The 19661-nt window shown below is 37.3% G+C and carries 18 protein-coding genes; 4 read left to right on the top strand and 14 right to left on the bottom strand.

What is annotated here, in order from left to right:
* Position 1: 1 nt before the first annotated feature.
* The 13 genes from nth to ric form a co-directional block, all read right to left on the bottom strand.
* A complete protein-coding gene (gene nth, locus IPK14_06175; protein MBK7993009.1) occupies positions 2-625 on the bottom strand; it encodes an endonuclease III in 624 nt (207 codons plus the stop codon).
* A gap of 88 nt (positions 626-713) precedes the next feature.
* Positions 714-1433: a hypothetical protein gene (locus IPK14_06170; protein MBK7993008.1), complete on the bottom strand. Its 720-nt coding sequence runs from the start codon at positions 1431-1433 to the stop codon at positions 714-716.
* 169 nt (positions 1434-1602) lie between these two features.
* Positions 1603-2232, bottom strand: a complete 630-nt coding sequence (locus tag IPK14_06165) for a molecular chaperone TorD family protein (protein ID MBK7993007.1) — start codon at positions 2230-2232, stop codon at positions 1603-1605.
* On the bottom strand, positions 2222-3118 hold the full coding sequence (locus tag IPK14_06160; GenBank protein MBK7993006.1) for a hypothetical protein: 897 nt from the start codon (positions 3116-3118) through the stop codon (positions 2222-2224). Before IPK14_06160 ends, IPK14_06165 begins: the two co-directional genes overlap by 11 nt.
* A gap of 27 nt (positions 3119-3145) precedes the next feature.
* Positions 3146-4276, bottom strand: coding sequence for a dehydrogenase (locus tag IPK14_06155; GenBank protein MBK7993005.1), 1131 nt, complete (start codon positions 4274-4276; stop codon positions 3146-3148).
* Positions 4277-4278: 2 nt separating this feature from the next.
* A complete protein-coding gene (locus tag IPK14_06150; GenBank protein ID MBK7993004.1) occupies positions 4279-7719 on the bottom strand; it encodes a molybdopterin-dependent oxidoreductase in 3441 nt (1146 codons plus the stop codon).
* Positions 7720-7722: 3 nt separating this feature from the next.
* Entirely contained in the window at positions 7723-7920 is a 198-nt protein-coding gene (locus IPK14_06145; protein ID MBK7993003.1) for a hypothetical protein, read from the bottom strand.
* A complete protein-coding gene (locus tag IPK14_06140; protein MBK7993002.1) occupies positions 7895-9373 on the bottom strand; it encodes a c-type cytochrome in 1479 nt (492 codons plus the stop codon). The genes IPK14_06145 and IPK14_06140 overlap by 26 nt, the downstream gene beginning before the upstream one ends.
* 28 nt (positions 9374-9401) lie before the next feature.
* Complete coding sequence (locus IPK14_06135; protein MBK7993001.1) at positions 9402-10763, bottom strand: cytochrome b N-terminal domain-containing protein; 1362 nt, start codon at positions 10761-10763, stop codon at positions 9402-9404.
* Entirely contained in the window at positions 10715-10951 is a 237-nt protein-coding gene (locus tag IPK14_06130; protein MBK7993000.1) for a hypothetical protein, read from the bottom strand. Before IPK14_06130 ends, IPK14_06135 begins: the two co-directional genes overlap by 49 nt.
* A 21-nt stretch (positions 10952-10972) precedes the next feature.
* On the bottom strand, positions 10973-11473 hold the full coding sequence (locus tag IPK14_06125; GenBank protein ID MBK7992999.1) for a Rieske 2Fe-2S domain-containing protein: 501 nt from the start codon (positions 11471-11473) through the stop codon (positions 10973-10975).
* Positions 11470-13383: an FAD-dependent oxidoreductase gene (locus IPK14_06120; GenBank protein ID MBK7992998.1), complete on the bottom strand. Its 1914-nt coding sequence runs from the start codon at positions 13381-13383 to the stop codon at positions 11470-11472. Before IPK14_06120 ends, IPK14_06125 begins: the two co-directional genes overlap by 4 nt.
* Before the next feature lie 111 nt (positions 13384-13494).
* The gene (gene ric, locus IPK14_06115) at positions 13495-14232 is read right to left on the bottom strand and encodes an iron-sulfur cluster repair di-iron protein (protein ID MBK7992997.1); all 738 of its coding nucleotides are present in this window, start codon (positions 14230-14232) and stop codon (positions 13495-13497) included.
* Positions 14233-14394: 162 nt separating this feature from the next.
* Between ric and IPK14_06110 the strand changes: the two genes are divergently transcribed.
* Positions 14395-15084, top strand: coding sequence for a Crp/Fnr family transcriptional regulator (locus IPK14_06110; GenBank protein MBK7992996.1), 690 nt, complete (start codon positions 14395-14397; stop codon positions 15082-15084).
* A gap of 44 nt (positions 15085-15128) precedes the next feature.
* Here IPK14_06110 and IPK14_06105 read toward each other — a convergent pair whose 3' ends face one another.
* A complete protein-coding gene (locus tag IPK14_06105; protein ID MBK7992995.1) occupies positions 15129-16007 on the bottom strand; it encodes an aldo/keto reductase in 879 nt (292 codons plus the stop codon).
* A 258-nt stretch (positions 16008-16265) separates the two neighbouring features.
* Here IPK14_06105 and IPK14_06100 point away from each other — a divergent pair, with 258 nt between their 5' ends.
* The 3 genes from IPK14_06100 to IPK14_06090 are packed head-to-tail and all read left to right on the top strand — an operon-like array spanning position 16266 to position 19514.
* A complete protein-coding gene (locus IPK14_06100) occupies positions 16266-16826 on the top strand; it encodes a Uma2 family endonuclease (protein ID MBK7992994.1) in 561 nt (186 codons plus the stop codon).
* Between the two features lie 59 nt (positions 16827-16885).
* A complete protein-coding gene (locus tag IPK14_06095; protein ID MBK7992993.1) occupies positions 16886-18559 on the top strand; it encodes a protein kinase in 1674 nt (557 codons plus the stop codon).
* On the top strand, positions 18531-19514 hold the full coding sequence (locus IPK14_06090) for a tetratricopeptide repeat protein (protein ID MBK7992992.1): 984 nt from the start codon (positions 18531-18533) through the stop codon (positions 19512-19514). Before IPK14_06095 ends, IPK14_06090 begins: the two co-directional genes overlap by 29 nt.
* Positions 19515-19661 lie beyond the last annotated feature (147 nt).

Raw genomic sequence — 19661 nt, 5'->3', positions numbered from 1 at the left:
TTTATTCAACTCCTATTTTTGGGCAAATATCTTTTAATACACACTCTACACAATTAGGTTTTTTAGCTGTACAAACATATCGACCATGTAAAACCATTGCCGGGCCAAATTGCACCCATTCGCTTTGGGGGACTATTTTCATTAATGCACGTTCAATTGTTTCTGGATTTCCTTCCTTGGTTAGCCCCATTCTAGGACTAATTCTATGAACATGTGTATCAACAATAATTCCTGATGGAATTCTAAAAGCGTTGTTTAGCACTACATTAGCTGTTTTACGTGCAACACCTGGCAATGTGATTAACTGCTCCATTGTACGAGGAACTTCACCACCAAAATTTGTTAGTAAAGCTTGGCAGACATTTTTAACTTGTTGGGCTTTTTTCTTAAAAAATCCTGTAGGTTTTAAGACCTCTTCAAGCTCATTAATATCTGCATCAACAAAAGCTTGTGCTGATTGATATTTTGGAAATAGCGTTTTAGTAACTTTATTTACTCTAACATCCGTACATTGAGCAGCTAAAATAGTTGCAATTAGTAGTTGTAAGGGGGTGTCCCAGTCCAGTTCATAGCGGGCATTAGGATAATTGCTATTTAATATTTCAATAAGTTGATTTATTTCCATAAAATAATATCTTTCTCTTAGGATGGGCAATTATAGCGAAAAAATGGCGAAATATAAAGTCTAAATTCCTAATATTTAATAAAATTTTTTAGTGATAAGAAGCTTCTTTTAACAAAATAGCATCTTGTGAATAAGCAAATAAGCGCATTTTTTCCCAAGCTATTGTGTCCATTGTTTGAGCAGTAGGTAATTCTTTTGGCAAAGCTAACCCTATGGTTTCACGTCGTTCTAGCTTTAATTCCAAGCTTTTAACTAAAGGATTATTTGATTTTGCTGTGTTGATATCTAAAAACAAGTAAATTGAAGGAACAACAATTATAGTTCGGTTATCAATAAAACTCATAAAAGCAGAAACTTGATTAGGAAATACTTCTAGCAAACGTTCATGAACTCCCTTTTCACCCCAAAGCATAACAAATCCACCTAAGCGTTTACGCTCAATTGCTCTACAGCGAAACCGCACAGAGTCAACAATCCAAGGCCAATTATTAATATCTGTGTCTAAAACTTGTTTATATAACTCAAGCAAAGGAAATGGTTTAGAAAAAATATAATCTAGACCATAAGAGTTACGAATTTCTTGTATTAGAGCAGCAATAAAATCTCCTTTGCGATTAAGTGTAAAAACTAGTAGCATAAACTTAAGTAAGCGTTGGTCTAAAACAGCAGGAAGCCGGCCTTCTTCTAGTTCTTGAACTAAAGCTCGTTCAGCATCAAAAAGCCTTGCATAGGCAGGTTGAGAAATGCCCATCAATTCACGAACTTGGCGAAAACCTTGTGCTAATATGTTATTTTTTGTGGCACTCAATTTTTATCCACTCCTTAAAAATGGCGAGCTAAACAATTATTTTTTATTATTCTAAAGCATTTTACCTGCAAAATGTGCGCCTGTAAAAGAATGGATATAAGGAAATTAGCAAGTTAAATGGATACTTTTTATAAAATTTTCTCCAACTAATTAGTTACTTTACTTAGCTTTAAGCTTCTTCACAAGAAAATTGGCACTCATCTATTTCAGAAAAATTATCAAAAACTGGCAATGACTTATGTTTAACTTGTCCAACCCTCATTAACAAAGCTTGTCCAGCATTTTTTAAGTATTCTACGTCTAAATCCACTAGTATATTAACTAGTGGTTCTGCAATTGTATTTAAGTGTTCAGCAATAAATTTTTCTGAGGCTTCAGCCGTGATTTTTGCTTCTTCCATAGCATCACAAGCAATTGCATAAGCCTCTTTTAATCGTAAATAGCTTATAAAGTTAGCTTCTAATGAAATATGATCAGCAACTTCATTAGTAACTGGTTGAAAAGAAAAGGCTTTGTAGTAGCTAGTTAACTCTGACATCATCCGCCCAGGTTCGGCCCAGCTATTATAGCTAATTTCGCGTGCTGGAGCGGGCCCGCCTGGGCCTAAAACCGAGTGGTAAAGCCCTTCATTAGCTTCTATTTCTGCTGCTTGAACAGCAAGTTTTAAGTTTGGATCTTGAATTTCTTTAGCTAGATTAGTAACTTGCTCTAGCCAATCACTTTTAGGACACTCAAAAAGTAGTCCTATTAATCGCCATTCTGCTGCTTGTTGTAATAACTCTCGTTCTTTAGTGTGCATTTTTACTTAATTCTCCTTCTGCTTTCATTAAAAGCGGAATCCAGCCTGAACGCATTTTTCTTGCTCCAACTTCACCTTTTCCACCTTCCCAAATAGCAAAAGCTATTTGGGAACGTTTGCTAGGAGATAATTCTTTTGGCAGTTGTCTAAGAATTACTACTGACCACCCTTTAATTTTATCTTGATAAATGCCTTTTCCTTTTGCCCCTGTTGGGGTGGTGGCTGGAGAAAGTGAGCCTGGGCCCTCGGCAATTAATTCTTCTACGGCAGAATCTCTTGGGCCTTGTCGATTATTGCCTAAAGCACGAGCAGGAGCATAACGTTTTGCCATTTCTGATTGTGCTGTAGCGTCTTTTTCTAATGGTTTAGCTTCAAAAGGATAATGATCCACTGCTGCATTAGGGTAAAGTTCCTTAATAGAGTCCTTACGTCCATTTACTATTGCTTGCCAATCTGCCCGCCAAAAAGTTATTTCTACAGATTTATTAGCCTGGCCCATTTGCGGATCTGGTACGTTAGCTTCTATTTTGCTAGGTATTTGAATAGCACAACCATCAATAAATTTAGCTGGCCCAGGTAAATCATTTTTTACTTCATCCAACCATGCTAAACGAAACGCTACTTCACTACCATTTGAAACGGCTCTTACCTCTACTTCTGGTGTTGAAGCTTTTAAGAGTCTCGGTTCTACTAAATCTTGAAGTACAAGTTTTGCTATATGACGTGGTGCAGTTTTCCAAACAGCATCATTAGGATCTAAAGGAATATTTGTGCTTGGTATAATTACAACCTCTGGTGTTATTGGCCCTTCACCACTACGACAACTTAGCACTACTAAAATCATTAGTATCATTAAAATTGATAAATATCTTTTCGCGCTATTCATAAAATATGCTCCTAGTTTTAAGAACCATTAAGGACAATTAACCCGTGCAACTCCATATTTAGCATCATAAGCTCCACGAATTTGAACAAGTTCGCGCATTGGCACTTTAATTAGCTCTGCACCTTTTTCATTCATTCCCATTATCCAATCACCAACACGTTTCCAACGAGGAACAATAAATTCAGTTGAACCAAAAAGGGCTAAAAGTCCAGCTAAATCAGGGTCATTTGGCATATTGCGATATTGTTTAATTGCCTCGTCTACACCAGGGCCAAACATCTGTCTTAGAAAAGCTGGCGGGGTGTGAATTGGCGGAATGTAATAAATATTTGGTTCTAGTCCAAATTGTGGAAATAGTGGTAGAGCAATTTTTCTAATATGTACTAGATAATCTAATGGGTTTTCTGGTTTTGCATCTTCTGGTTTAGAAAGCCAGCCAGCTAAACGAATTTTACCAATACAATTAACAAAACATTGTGGTTGAATGCCTTGTTCAATTTTTGGAAAACAAGCAATACATTTTTCTGATGTGCCTGTCATCGGGTTAAAAAATACTTTTTTATAAGGACATCCCTTGACACATTCTTGGTAGCCCCGACAACGATCTTGGTCAACTAGCACAATTCCATCTTCGGGACGTTTATAAATTGAACCTCTAGGACAAGATGCTAAACATGCTGGATAAGTGCAATGGTTACAAATACGTGCAAGGTAGTAAAACCAAGCCATAGTATGAGTTAAAGATAAACTAGCCCCACCATCAACTTGGCCTGCACAATCATCTTCTCCAACATTTGGATAGGCATAATCTTCTTCTTGTGGTCGCCAACCTAGCACCCTTTCCCCTTCTGGTGCTGCTTCAAAAACGGTTTGCCCTTGGTAAACGTTATTTTCCCATTTTTGTCCATCTAGCGAGTTAAGCAAATTAATATCCCAAGCTAATGGATAAAAACCATAAGGTTTGGTTTCTACATTATTCCAGAGCATATATTCTTGCCCTCGGCCAGATGTCCAAGTAGTTTTGCAAGCTAGAGTACAGGTTTGACAAGCAATACATTTATTAATGTCAAAAACGGCTGCAAATTGTTTTTCTGGGCGGCTTTCTGGATACCAATAAGACATTTCCCGGCCTAATTGCCAATTGTAAACGCGTGCCATAGCTATTTCTCCTTATTAATAAATTCTCCTGCTAGATATTTTTTCATTGCTTCGGACTCATAACGCGGGCGAATGCCTAAAGCCGCTGGTCGCCAGAGTTTTTGCCCATTAATTCCGCCTGCTTCGGCGCGAGTTATTTTTACTACTGCTTCACGTGGTGCGCCTGTTGGACAATGGACATCTGGCAAAAATCCTTTGCCAATTCCCTGTCCAAATAAACCTTTTCTTACAAGTGAGTCTGTCATCCAAGTAGGCTTTAACCAGCCCCTTGTAGCTGATTGATGAGAACCTGAGCGAAACATTGCTTGATAGTTGGTTGCGGGATTTTTTGCTAGTCCATCGGCACGCTCTTTTTGTCCTTTTTGTGAACCTGGCGTTGCTGCATACATATTAAACCACATACGAGTTACACCCCTTGGTGTGCCAGGGTAGTAACGAGCGCGACAAAGCAAGCGAGCAAAAGCATAATCTTTAGAGTTTTTTTGCCAGCCTCGGAATGGGCGGTCTTCTGGGTCTGGGTCAATCCAAATATAATCACCATCTTCAACGCCAAGTTCGCGTGCATCTGCTGGATTAATATCAACGTAACCTTCTGTAACAAATGGACTACGCTTGTCACGACGATATAAATCACCAAACGGGCCAAATAGCACTGCTACCATATCTGTATCTATTGGCGTAGTATGTGAGCCATGTCTATATTTTGGTGTGTGGAAAACAAACTTAAAGCCGTCTTTGGCTAATGGATGTTTAGTTTGTTTTGTCTCAGCCCAAGTTAAAACTACATTTCGCCCGCAACGTGTTTCACAAGACAAATCATCGCGTTTTACTCCATAACTTTCTGGGCCTGCTGCACGAATAGCTTCATGTTTTGGTGCAACAATTACATTAGGCTCATAAAAGGTTGAATCTACTGGCTCGCGGTGAACTGGTAAGTTTTCACCTGCTTCAATAAATTCATCTTCTTCCCGGTATGATTCAAGTCTACCACTTTTAGTATACCAAGGCCGAGAGTCTGTAATTTGCTCATAACCAACAACTTTTGGAGTCGTTCGGCTATTCATTATTGCTGGTATGCCTTCTTTAGCTTTGGCTATCAAGTCTGCTATTTGATAGCCCTTGGTATTTGTTGAATTATCTAAAATTCTTTGTAAATAAACTGAAGTTTTGTTTTCTCTGACAAATTTCCAGTAATCATTAAAGCGAGTGTCTTTAGTTAATTCTGCTAATTTAGAAGCTACTAAAGCTAAAACTTCAATATCTCCAATTGTGTTAAATGCTCTTTCTAATGGCGTATCTGGAAATATTTGTAAGAATGGATTAGTCACCGAAGCCGTCATGTCAGGATGTTTAAGTTCTGCCCAATTATCTACACCAAAAACCACATCTGCCCATTCACAAGAAGTTGACCACCACCATTCTTGGACGGCAATCATTTCTATTCTTGGTAGTACATTAACAACCGTGTTGTAATGCCATTTGACATTACCCAAAATAGAATTAGCATTAGCAAACCAAAGTGATTTGGTAGGGGTTGGAATATGCGTTTTACCTGTTAAAAGCTTATTTCCAACTCTTAGCGGGTGATCTTCATGATTGTAGTAATGGGCTGATTCTGCTCGCCAATATTGTTTTACTTGTGCGGGTTTTGTTTCGTCTAGCTCAATGTTAAATGGGTCTTCGTTGATATATTGAGGTGAGCCATTAAACAAAGAAACTCGATAATTTCCAGCATAAGAACCTACATTACCAGCAATTTTTCCTACATTGCCCGTTAATGCTGCTAAAAGGAAAATATCCCGGTCTTTATTGTCATTATTAAAAAATTGGTTTGGCCCCATTCCAATTGCAAAAAGCGTTGTGCCAGGTTCTTTAGCAAAAAGACGTGCTAGAGATTCAACCGCCGTAGCAGGGGCCCAGGTTAGTTCTTCCGTTGTTTTAGGGTCAAAATGTGCTGCATATTCTTTGACTAAATCAAAAACTGGACGACAGCGAACTTTTTTACCATCAGCTAAAGTTACTTCAATTGAGCCTTCTAAAAGTGCTTCGCCAATTTTAGATTGTTTGCCAACTTGGTCACGAGTGACTAATTTAGGGCTGTTGCTAGTTTGATCCCACCATACATAATCACCCCATTCATTACGCATTTTTTCAGAGATTAACATCTCGCTTTGTTGCCCGGCAGGAGGCTCTTTTTCTCCCTCTTTTAATACTCTAGTTTGGTTGGTTAATGGACTAATTCCTTGTCCAAAAACTTCTTCTGCACGTAAATATTTCAAACTATCCATTCTTACTAAAATAGGAAGGTCAGTCCATTGACGCACATAATCCAGGTCATAGAGCTTTTCTTTCATAATTACATTAGCAAAACCTAGAGCTAAGGCTGGAGTAGTGCCAGGTCTTACAACTAATACATCATCGCCCTTTGTAGCAGTTGCTGAATATTCACAAGCAATTACTACAATTCTTGTGCCTTTCATCCGAGCCTCTGTTAACCAATGGGCATCAGGCATTTTTGTAGTAATCCAATTCATACCCCAAACCACTAAGGTTTTAGCTTGTTCAACGGCGCAAAGGTCAAACTCTACGGTTTGTTGACCTGTCACCATTGGATGACCTGGCGGTAAATCGGTATGCCAAGAATAATTATCAAAACCTTTGCCGCCTACAGCTTTATCTGGGCCAACTTTACGGATAGCAGAATCTAACAAAGCCATAGAATTAGCCATGCGATACATACCAAAAACTCTTGTTATACCTAAAAGCGGCATTCCACCACGAAACTTTAAGACTTGAGTTCCTACACCTTGAGTAGCTTCAATGGTAGCTTCATCATAATGTTGTGCTTTTAAGCGTTGTTTTCCTACTTCTCCAGTGTAATTTTCAGCAATATTTTTTAATGCTGCTGCAACAATTTTAGCTGTTTCATCATGCGAAAGTCTGACCCATTCATCACGAGCGCGTTGGAAATATTCGCGTGGAGGTAGTCCATCTTCACCACGTGGAAAGCCTGCTTCATACCAGCGTTTGAAGCCTGCTCTCACCATACATTGATTAACCCGACGATCTCCATAAAAGCGACGTGTTAGAGCTAAACCTTTTTGGCAAACGCGAGGATCCCAACGATGGCTAGTTTTATTGCCTGCTAAATCAGCCGCTTCACCATAACGCATAGTTGGCCCAATGCGAGTCACTACACCAGAACGGACATAAGCATTTAAGATACAGTTATGAGTATCATTTGGAGCGCACAGGAAAGTAAATTTAGAGTCATGTTTCCATAAATCACGGTAAACTTTTTCCCAACCGCGATCTGGATAACTAGCTAGCGGGTTAGTAATTTTTTCTAGTCCCCAAGCACCTGCACTTGAAGCGACTAAAGCACCAAAACCAGCAGCACTAACAGTTTTTAGAAAGTCCCGGCGAGAAATTTCTTTTTTCATAACCTATTTTCCTTTCCATGTGCGAATGTGCGTAACAATTGACTCTATTTCTTTTTGAGATAAAGCTGGGCTGACAGTTGACGGCTGTTCAAAGCTAGGCATTGATGTAGTGCGACGGCCTTTGCTAATGGTTTGGATTAAAAATGTATCTGTTGCAGTATCAAGAAAAGTTTTGTTATTTAATGCTGGCCATCTCTCCACCTTGTCCATCTGCGCCATGACAACCAGAACAGCTTGCTTTATAAAGTTTTGCCCCTAGTTTTACATCCCCATTAGCCCAACGTGGCGCAGTAGCTTCAGCAATAAAGTTTGTAGCTCCCAACTTGCGTAAATGTTCAACTACTGCTTTAATTTCTGAGGGTTTTAACCCACTAGCACCTTCCCAAGCTGGCATTCGTCGCCCTGCACGGCCTTTGCTAATGCTAGTAGTTAAAAATTCATCTGACGCAGCAGCTAAAAAGTCTGGATTAGCAATAGCAGGAAAAGCTTGTGTGCCAGCATAGCGCATTCCTTCGCCTTTCTGCCCATGACAGCTAGCACAAAACGTGCCATAAATCGTTGCTCCATCCTTAGCAAATTCTCTTTCCCCAAACTGAACTACTTTTGAGTGATCTCTAGGGAAAAAATTGCTTGGAACTTCTCGACGACGTAGCGAAAGCACATACATTGTTAAGAGTTCTATTTCATCCTCAGTTAATCCCATTGCAGGCATTTGCGAACCAGCAACCAAGGCCACAGGCGAGCGAAAATGTTCAGCTAACCAATTAGATAAAGTGCGACTGCCTGACACATTGCTAAAATCTAGTTGTCCAGGATCTCTATAACCGCTTAGGGAGAGGTCTGGCCCTGAATCACTACCAACCCCGCTAACTTTATGACAGCCTAAACAGCCTAAAGAATTAAATAATGCTTTAGCTTCTACAAGTTTAGGTGCGCCAATACGAGTAGCTAAAAAGCTATTTATTCCTGATAAATCGTTTTCATTGATTAAGCCAAAAGAGTTTTTCCAAGCAGGAGTTTCTGCTTGCTGGTGTTTTTGAGCATGTTTTTCATACCAGCCAAAGTCATAACCTTTAATTCCAACGCGGGAAAGGTCTGGCCCTTCCATCCCTCCACCATCAGGGCGAATTGTCCCGCCTCGCCCGTCTAGGCGATGACAAGCTAAACAATCATAGCGTTCAAATAATGTTTTGTTGGTGTTAAGTATTTCTCTGCTAGGTATAGCTAAAGGTGTATGACACGTTCCACAAGCAGCATAGCTAAATTGTTTTGGCAACATAGGTTCAGGCCAAAAATGCACCGTTCCATGAGCATCTTCTTTTGTTGTTGCAAGTCCTTGTCCTGAATGGCAAATAGTACAACCAAAAACAGTTGGGTCATGAACTACATTTTTATGTGCCACTAATGCACCATGCCCAGTCATTGCTTGTTCACCTGGTGCCATAGAGACATGACAGCTAACACAACGATCTGTAATTTTAAGCTCTGGAACAACAATTTGACGTAAACGAACGTCTATTGTTTGACCATCAGCATGGGCAGATTTTTGGATTTGTTGCCAATCTTTCCAAAAATTTTCTTTGCTAGCAGCAAAAACAAGCATTATTAATGCTGCAATACTTGACCAAAGAAGTAGATGTTTATTCTTGTCCATCGTTCTATCCTCACTCAAATTTCCAACATTAATGCTTCGGCCAATCTGCTGGCGACCAATAGAAAACCCAATTTGGCCCACGAAAATAAGTACCAATAATGGTTAAAACTAAAAATCCACATAAAAAGCAGGTAAATAAGCCCAAAGCACCTGCACGAGTGGAGTTATAACGCTTTACTAAATACACAGAATAAAGCGCGTAAATTAGAGTTAAAATTGTTGCTGGATTAATGAGAGTAACTATTATTTGTGGTGCGCTTGGAAACCATTCTCGAATCCAACCAAACCTAATTGCAATTGTTTCAATTAGAATTGGGGCAGCAAGTCCAAAAACTGTTGACCATTTAACCAACAACCAACCTCCGGGCCCGCCAAACCATTCTCCAGTGCCAGTTTTTTCACGATCTAAAAAAGGAATTAGTCCAAGCCCAATCATTACAATAGTTGGAACACCAATTCCGCCCATAAAAGCAGAAAAAGATACTAACTCTTGTAAACCTAAAAAATACCAAGGAGCTTTAGCAGGGTTTTCTGGGACGGCTGGATTAGCTAATTCTTTAAGTGGTGCGTCAGAAATTAAGGCTAATGCGACACAAAGAAAAACTGTAAACATTAAGACTGCTATTTCAGCATAAAAAAGATGTGGCATTGATGGGACGGTAGTTTCTGGCCCGCGACCTACTGCCGCAGTCCGCCCTTTAACAATGGTTGCTAATTGATAAGTTTTAGCTGGAGCTTGAGTAAATACTGGATAAGTTTTTGTTGGGAGTTGTCCTAGACGACTTTCAGCATCAACTGGACGAGCCAAACCGCCATCTTTGCGAATCCGCCAAAAATGCACACCCATTAGCATTCCTAGCATTAATGGCAAAATCATAACGTGTAGCAAATAAAACCTTATTAACGCTTCTGGCCCAACTGTATCCGACCCTAGCAACAACAAACGAATTAAGCCGCCTGGGTCAAAATATTGAGTGATGTTTAAAGCATCTGTTAATTCTCTAGGCGACTGAGCGATATTTGCACCAATGGTGATTGCCCAATAAGCTAATTGATCCCAAGGCAATAGATAACCAGTAAAAGAAAGTCCTAAAGTAATAGCTAGTAAAGCAATGCCCATAAGCCAATTAAATTCACGTGGCGCACGGTATGAAGCAGTATAAAAAGCCCTTGCCATATGCAAGATAACCGTTAACACCATTATATTTGCAGCCCAACGATGAATATTTCTAATAAATTGGCCTGTAGGTACAACAAAATGAATGTCTTTAATTGATTGATAAGCAACATCTGGATAAGGTTTGTAATAAAACATTAACAACACGCCTGTAACTAAAGTAATTAAAAAGCGGCTGTTGTAGCAATACCTAAGCCCATTGTTGTAGTCCATTTTAAGCTCCAAAGATGCGTCCTAACCGAATGTAGATGTAAAAACACATTACCAAATACAAAAGTGGATCTAGTGCGGTCTGTATTTGGAGTGCCACTTCTAAAAGTAGCATTTCGCAAGCGTTCTGGAAGAGCGCGTAAGTTATCCCAAAACTCTGTTAGTCCTGTTTTATCTGGTGTTGTACTCATAGTATCACCTAATAACCTTGCTTATGTTGCTTTTGTGCCTTTTTCAACTGTAGTTGCTTCATCAACAACCCATTTATCGCCATTGCGAGAAACTTTTAACCAAGGTAAAGCAGTTGGAGCAGGGCCTTTTGTAACAGTTCCATCTGCTTGAAATTTAGAGCCATAACAAGGACATTCAAACCCTTCTGGATTAGCTTTCACAACACAACCTAAGTGAGTGCAAACAGTAGAAACTGCATGAACACCTTTTTCATCCTTAAATAAAGCTACTGCTCGTCCGGGTGGGATAAAAGCTTCACCTAAAGCAAGTGAGTCTGGCAAAACAACAGGAAATTGCTTGGTAGGCGATGACAAAACGGCTGTTTTTGGTAAACGTAACATTCCAAGTAAAGCAAAAAATAAGGTTGAAGCCGCCGCTGCTAAAGCTGATAAACCAAGAAAGTCTCGGCGTGGAATTGGTTCTGGATCTAAACGAGATTGTTTTGTTTCAAGATTTTTAGAGCTATTAGAACTAGTTGTCATTGCGACCTCCAAAGGTTTGAAAAAGTTACTCGTTCCATAGTGATAGCGTCCGCTGGACATCGCATTGCACATAAAGCGCAGCGAATACAGCGGTCTTCATCTTTTAGAATTGCAGTATTTTCATCTAGGTTTGAATCATTACCTAAACTTTCATTAATTGCAGATTGTAAATCTGGGCTAAGGTCTAATTGCGATAGGGAGACTAGTTTTAAGCATTGTGTAGGGCAAACATCAACACAACCACCACATAAAACACAGCGATTACCATCAAAAACAGGTGTTACACCACAATCTAAGCAGCGCGATGCTTCACACATAGCTTGTTGACGGTTATAACCTGTTTCAACTACTGTTTCTGGATGTTTAAGCCGTTCTTCTGCTTCAATTACAGGAATTTCTGTACGGCGAATAGTTTCATAACCTGCTTCTCGGCGATATCGTTCTTGAACAATGTGTGCTGTGGTGGATTCTACAGTTAAGCTACGACCAGTTACATATTGATAAATTGACCTAGCAGCTTTTTTGCCTGAAGCGACTGCTTCAATTAAAAGTCTTGTTCCATGAGCTAGATCACCTGCAACAAAAACACCTGGTGCGGTGGTAGCTAAAGTTTCTGGGTCGGCTTTGGGCCAGCCTGGACGATTTTCTGCTACGTCTGTGCCACCATCTTTTAAGAAAGTTAAATTAGTGTATTGCCCTACAGCTAAAAGGACAGTATCACAAGAAATAGTTTGTTGAATCTTTTCATCAAAGATTGGGGCAAAGCGTTTATTTTCATCATAAACCTGTAAACATCGCTTAAAAGTTACGCCTTTTACCTCTCCATTATCACCGCGCTTAATTTCTAGCGGGCCCCAGCCATTCATTCTAATGATGCCTTCTTCATCACCTTCTAGGATTTCTACGGTATCGGCAGGCATTTCTTCTAAGCTTTCTAGGGAAACTAGCCAAACTTGAGAAACAGTCATTAAGCGTTTTGCAGTGCGAGCCGTATCATAAGCAATTTGTCTAAGTACAGTGCGAGCAACATCATAAGCAACATTTCCACCACCAATAACAATTACATCTTGCCCTAAATCTAAAGACTCGCCTAAAGACACGGCTCTTAATAAATCCACGCCTCCATAAACTCTTGGGCCTGCTTCACCAGGTAAACTTAAGCTACGAGAAGACTTAGCACCAACAGCAATCAACACGGCTGCAAAATCCCGACGCAAATCAGCAAAAGAAATATCTTTGCCTACTGTGGTATTACAACGAATTTCAACGCCAAGTGCTTGAATTAAAGCCACTTCGCGGGCAATTAATTCACGAGGTAATCTATAAGCTGGTACACCAACAGCTAGCATTCCTGCTGCAACAGGTTCAATCTCAAAAACTGTTGGTGAAAAGCCCATTAAAGCCAAGTCATGAGCAGCAGAAAGTCCGGCTGGGCCAGCACCAATAATTGCAATTTTTTCCTGATTAGCTTTTATTAGCTTCCCCGCAATGCTGGCTTGAAGAAACGCGCTCATTTCTTCAATATTTCCAGCAATTTGAGGGACATAAGAACGAATGTTTTCTAAAACTGTGTCTGTGGGGTTAGTGTCTATTCCAGCTTGTTCACAAGCAAAACGTTTTAAGGCTCTGATGGAAACAGGACGATCCCAGGCTACAAAATTACCATCATCATCTAGGCGAGGAATTTGGCCCCGACGACAAGCTACTTCACAAGGTGCGCCACAAATTCGCCCACAAATGGAAGCAAAAGGATTTGGCCCACGAGCAATTAAATAAGCTTCCTCAAAACGTCCTTCTGCAATAGCTCTAACATAACCGCGTGCATCTGTATGAACAGGACAAGCCATTTGACAAGAAATCAATTCTTGATGGTATTTTTCTTGTGGAACAGCTACTTTTAGCGTTGTCATATTTACCTACCAAGCAAGACAAATTATTTTATTGGAAGTAAAACAGGTTATGCAAAATACTTGGGGGCAATTAACCTTAAAACAGCCGCTAAGAGATAAATAAAATTATTATTAAACTTTGCTAAAAATTTTGCTTTCTAGCCCAATAACTTGTGGGAAAAGTATGTTGTTTTCTAGGTGAATGTGTTTGTGCAAGTCTTGTTCCAAATCTTGCAATCTTTGGTAAAGGCTGCGAAAACTTGGACAAACATCTGTAGGGATTATGTAATCATTAGTCACTAGACGCATTTTCCTTAATAAATCACCTGCTGTATCATGCTCAAACATCATTACTCTAATAGGATTTTGCACAGTACCAAAACAAGCGATGGGTAATTTTTCGCTTTGTGCTTTGGATTTTTCCAAGGCTGTTATATAAGGAAATAACACTTGCTCTTCTTTCATCATATGTTGGCTTAGATCGTCTACTAAAGCTTGTAGAATTTGATCTAGTTTTTTTAGCTCTGGATTGTTTTCTGCATGAGCAATAATTACTTTGGTTAACAATTTAGGAAGTTGTTCTATTTCTCGTTTGGTGTAAATATGGTGAGTAGTCAAAATATAATTAACTAAATTGGTAAGAGATTCTTTTGACCAGTCAATAAACTCTGATTTAGCTTTTTTGTTTTCTTCTGCTTGGCTTATTTTTGTTAAAACTTCATCAACGGTTAAACCTATTTCTTTACAAGCCTGATCTAACATACGTCCGCCACCACAACAGTAATCAAGCCCAAACTCTTCAAATACTTCTACTGCACCAGGCACATTGCTAGCATAATCACTTAAAGTTTTTGTTGCTGTAGCAATCATAAATACCTCCAAAAAATGTTTTTTTGCAAATTCAAGTTTTTATAGCGTTGAGCTTAAAATAAAATCTGGATGGTGACGTTGACTTAAGTCACAACTAGCTTAATAAATAAAGAAAATGCCGGAATTTTTCCGAAAATTTCCATTAAAACTTTTAAGAATTCTATGGATAAAATTAAAGCTATAAAACAAACTGTATTATTTGGCAGCTTATCAGACGTGGCATTAAGCAAATTAAGCGAAAAAGCTATAGAAAAATTTTTTAATACAGGAGAAGTAATATTTTTAGAAGGTCAGATTGCTCAAGGAATGTATGTTGTAGTTAGTGGAGCAATTCGCGCACTACGAACAAATGTTGATGGACGAGAACAAGTTATTCATATTGAGCGAGCAGGAGCAACATTTGCAGAAATTCCTGTTTTTGATGGTGGAGAGTATCCATCAACAGTTGTAGCAGATGAAGTTAGTGAACTGTTATTTATTGATAAACAAGATATTTACCAACTTTGTCTAGAGCATCCAGAAATCGCGCTAGCAGCATTAAAAGTTCTGTCAAAACGTCTTCGTTACTGTGCATCACTTATAGAATCTTTGTCTCTAAAAGAAGTAAGCCAACGAATTGCAGAATTACTTTTAGCAGAAGCACAGGAAAATAAAATAATTGATAATACTGCTAAATTTAGACTTAAGCTAACTAATCAGCAAATTGCGGCTAGAGTAGGGACGGTAAGAGAAGTTGTATCTCGAAGTTTTACCAGGCTACAACAAGATGGCTTGATTAAATTAGAGGGGCGAGAGATTAATTTACTAGATATAAAAGCTTTAGCTAAACATGCTAATTCCCAGATTATTTAAGTTAAGTAAAGTGCATGGGTTTAAAGAATAAGCAACGGCTATTATTATATTTGACCTAACCAATTATCATCATTAGCCTTAAAAGCAGATTTGATGCTAACAACTATTTCGTTAGGTAAAGGGCCTTTTTCAATTATTTCAATATTTCGCTTAATATGAGATAGGTTAGTAGTACCTATAACACAACTATCAACCCCATCTATAAAAGCAGTAAATCTTAACGCTAATTCTAGCCAGTCTATATCAAAATCTAAGTTCATCTTTTTTAGTCTTAACCAATATTCTTCCGCATAATTGCCTATAGGTCTTTCTTTATAATTCCAAGCAATATTAGCTACAGGACGTTTAGCAATAACACCTATTTTTTCTTTTTTAGCTCTTGCAATTGCAGTTTTTATTACTCTTTGATCACAAATATTTACAGACATCATAACTGATTTAAATTGTTTAGTATCAATAGCATAATCTAAAGCTTCATTTTCTCCTGAATATCCAGCTATTCTTACTTTTCCTTTATCTACAGCTTTGATTAACGCATCCATAACACCAGTATTTTCTAATGTTTCTTTTGGACAAGAATGCAAATAAACAATATCAATATAATCAGTTTTTAATATCTTTAATGCTCGTTCTATTCCTGCACTTATACAATCACTTGTCCAATCATTATATCCTTCTACTCCATAGCCTATTTTTGTTGATAGAATAAATTCTTTTCTTCTATTAGAAAGATATTTGCCTATTCTCTCTTCAGAAATACCATAACTTCTAGCTGTGTCTATAAAATTAATTCCCAAATCTAATATTGAATTTAATAGCGTTTCTATTTGCTTTTCACTAATATTTTCATCTCCTATTAGTCCAGCACCAAACCCTAAAGGTGTAAGTTTTATTTCTGTATCAGCAAAATTTTTTAGTTCCATATATGTAATCTCAGGCAAGTATTAAGGTATAAGTTTTATTTCTGTATCAGCAAAATTTTTTAGTTCCATAAAGATCTATAATTTTATAGTTTAGTATCCGTATTTAGAACTAGGTTATTGCTAAGTGTGCAATGATATAAGCATATAGCCTAATAAGCAAATAAAAAGTCTTTTTAACAACCGTAAATTTGATTAGCAAAATTTATAATTAAAACCGTCTACACTAAGAAATTTTTAATTTCTTTTAGTGTAAAAAATATGTGGATAAGTCCTTTATTAAACATTTTAGATTTAAGTTTTCTTACAGAAAATGGTATTTGCTATCAACTTATTGAAGGGGAATTAGTTATGTCAGTTGTGCCAGGTTTAAGCCATCAAAGAACCGTTTTTAATCTACTTTTTTTACTAGGAAAATATTTGGCACAAAATCCTGTTGGGGAAGTTATTCCTGGTGCAGCATTAATTTTTAGTGATTTTACTTATTTAGTAGCAGACATTGTTTATATTTCAAACTTAAAGCGAGGTGAAATTATAGCAGGAGAGCAGATTTGTGCTGCTCCAGAACTGGTTATAGAAGTTTTATCTGTGTCGTTAGAGAGTTCTCATAAAGATCGCAGAATAAAACGGCAAATTTATCAAAAATATGGGGTAAAAGAATATTGGCTAGTGTGTCCAGAGCAACAAAATATTGAAATCTATCAAACTCCTAAATTAGAGTTAGCAAAGATTTTATCTGGTCGGGATGTTGTTTCAAGCCCACTTTTAGAAGGTTTTTATTGTCTAAGCCAAGAAATATTTAAGATTCAAAGCACAAGTTGATTTTAAGTTTTCAAGCTTTTTGCGACAATTAGCTACTTAATTTTATTTAGATTAAAAATATGGCTTTAGCTTCAGGCACAATTTTAGATGTTTATGAGATTATTTCCCTGCTAGGTATTGGGGGAATGGGTGAAGTTTATAAAGCACGAGATCGCCGATTAAATCGAGTTGTAGCATTAAAAGTTATTAACTCAGATATGGCTAGCAATTTAGAAAATATCCAACGCTTTCAACAAGAAGCCCGTGCTGCTTCTGCGCTTAACCATCCAAATATTATTACTATTTATGCTTTAGGGGAAACTAAGCTAGTAGCTAATACAGAAGCAAATCCTAGTAGCGAAGATAAAGAGTTACAATTTATTGCTACAGAATATATTGAAGGTCAAACCCTACGCCAATATATGAAAGCCCATCCAGGAGATATTTGCGAACTACTAGAAATCTTTATTCAATCAGCTAATGCTTTGCTTGCTGCACATAAAGCTGGGATTATTCACCGAGATATTAAGCCAGAAAATATAATGATCCGAACAGATGGCTATGTCAAAGTGTTGGATTTTGGATTAGCAAAACTTGTTGAAAAACAAAAAATAGATACAGATGAGCAAACTGTAAAAACAAATGCTGGCGTGATAATGGGAACTGTTCAATATATGTCTCCAGAACAAGCTAGCGGATTAAAACTAGATGAGCGTACAGATATATTTAGCTTAGGCATTGTACTCTATGAAATGCTTACAGGTTTAACACCTTTTAGAGGTAAAACGGTTAGTCATATACTTGTTTCTATTATTGAACAACCTGTGCCTAATTTGTTGACTTATGCTAAAGTACCAATAGAGCTAGTACAAATTGTTAATAAAACCCTCTCAAAAGACTTGTCAAGTCGGTATCAAACGGCAAAAGATCTAGTAGCAGATCTAAAAAAAGTGAAACAATCACTAGAAATAAATCCCAACCTATTAGCGGAAGTAAAGTTAGGTAAACTAACATCTTTGCCGCAAAAAATTCTTAGCGAAGTTCCAACCGTAATAAGTAATGACACAATCAATGACACAATTAATACAATCAATGAAGATGTTAAAAAAGTAGCTACAAAAAAAACTACAGCTAATCACAGTATTGATCAAAATGTTATTAATCAAAGTACAGTTGTAAATACACCTAAGAGCATAGTTTTCATTGGATTAACAAATAATAAGAAAACTTTTGGTTTTGTTGGTTTAATTAGCTTAGTTATTTTAGTGTTAAGTCTTGTGGGGTATTACTATTTTACTCAGCCTAAAACAGTAAATCTAACAAATAGTGTTATTGATTCTATTGCTGTAATGCCATTTGCAAATAAGAGCAAAGACAACAATTTAGAATATTTATCCGATGGTATCACAGAAGTTTTAATTAATAGTATTTCCGAGCTTGCACACTTAAAAGTAAAGTCTCGCAACCTGGTTTTTACTTATAAAAATAAAAATATAGATATAAAAGAGCTAGGCAAACAACTTAATGTTCGTGCAGTATTGCTTAGTCATTTAGAGGTTCAAGGAGAAGATGTTTCTATTCATACAGAATTGATTGATACATTAGATAATAATCAACTTTGGGGAAAAAGTTTACCATCGCAAAATGAAAGATATTTCCTTGCTACAACAAGAGATAGCAGAAAATATTGCCCAGCAATTAAGCCAACATTTAGTTGGAAAGCCTGTGATTTCCACCAAACAAACTACACATAATACAGAAGCTTATCGTTTTTACTTACAAGGCTTATATGCTTGGAATAAACGAACACCTAAACAAGTATATTTAGCATTAGATTATTTTAAGCAAGCAATAGACTTAGAGCCTACTTATGCTTTAGCACATATTGGACTAGCTGATTGCTATAATTTGTTAGGAACTTATAACTTAGAACTTCCAAAAAACACTTTTCCTAAAGCACAAGCCGAAGCAAAACACGCACTAGCAATAGAGCCTGATTTTGCAAATGCTTATGCTTCTTTAGGATATTGTTTAACAAACTATTTTTGGCAATTTCAAGAAGCTGAAAAAGCTTTTAAGCGAGCAATTGAGCTTAACCCAACTTATAGCACGGCTTATCATTGGTATGGATTATATTTGCTAACAAATAAGCGGTTTAATGAAGCTATTGAAATATTAAAGCAGGCAGAACAACTAGATCCAATTTCTTTAATTATTAATACTAATTTAGGTTTAGCTTATAGTTTAGCAGGTCAACAAGATAAAGCTATTGAAGAGTTAAACAAAACATTAAATCTTGAACCTAATTTTGCTTTAGCACATTTTCGATTAGGAGAAACTTATTTGCAAAAAGGGGATTATGTTGCTGCAATTTTAGAATTTCAAAAAGCTAGCAAGTTAACTGAAGAAGATCTACGATTTGTTTCTGCCTTAGGCTATGCTTACGCCAAAGCAGGTCAAAATAAGGAAGCAGAAAATCTTTTAGTAGAGTTAGAAAAGCTATCTGAAAAGCGTTATGTTGCTGCATTTGACTTTTTTCTAATTTACTATGGATTAGGAAAAGATAAAAAGGCTTTTGAATATCTAGAAAAGGCTTTTCAAGACAAAGATAACCGTATTATTTGGCTAGCAGTTGACCCTAAAATGCAGCAACTAAAAGATCAAGAGAAGTTTAAAGAGATTCTTAAAAATATAGAGACTAAAAACTAACTGTTTATTTATAAGTAATTTAGCAGTGGTTAGCCCAATATTCGGCAAAAACATAAAATACTATTAAAATCTCATTTCCAAGCTAGCAGTTAAGGATGTACAATGTTTGGTCTGGGTTCAGAGGCCACAAATTAAATTTTTAGATTT

It is taken from the genome of Blastocatellia bacterium (genome assembly GCA_016713405.1).
In the GTDB taxonomy this organism is placed as follows: domain Bacteria; phylum Acidobacteriota; class Blastocatellia; order Chloracidobacteriales; family JADJPF01; genus JADJPF01.
This window is presented reverse-complemented; position numbering and strand designations above follow the sequence as displayed.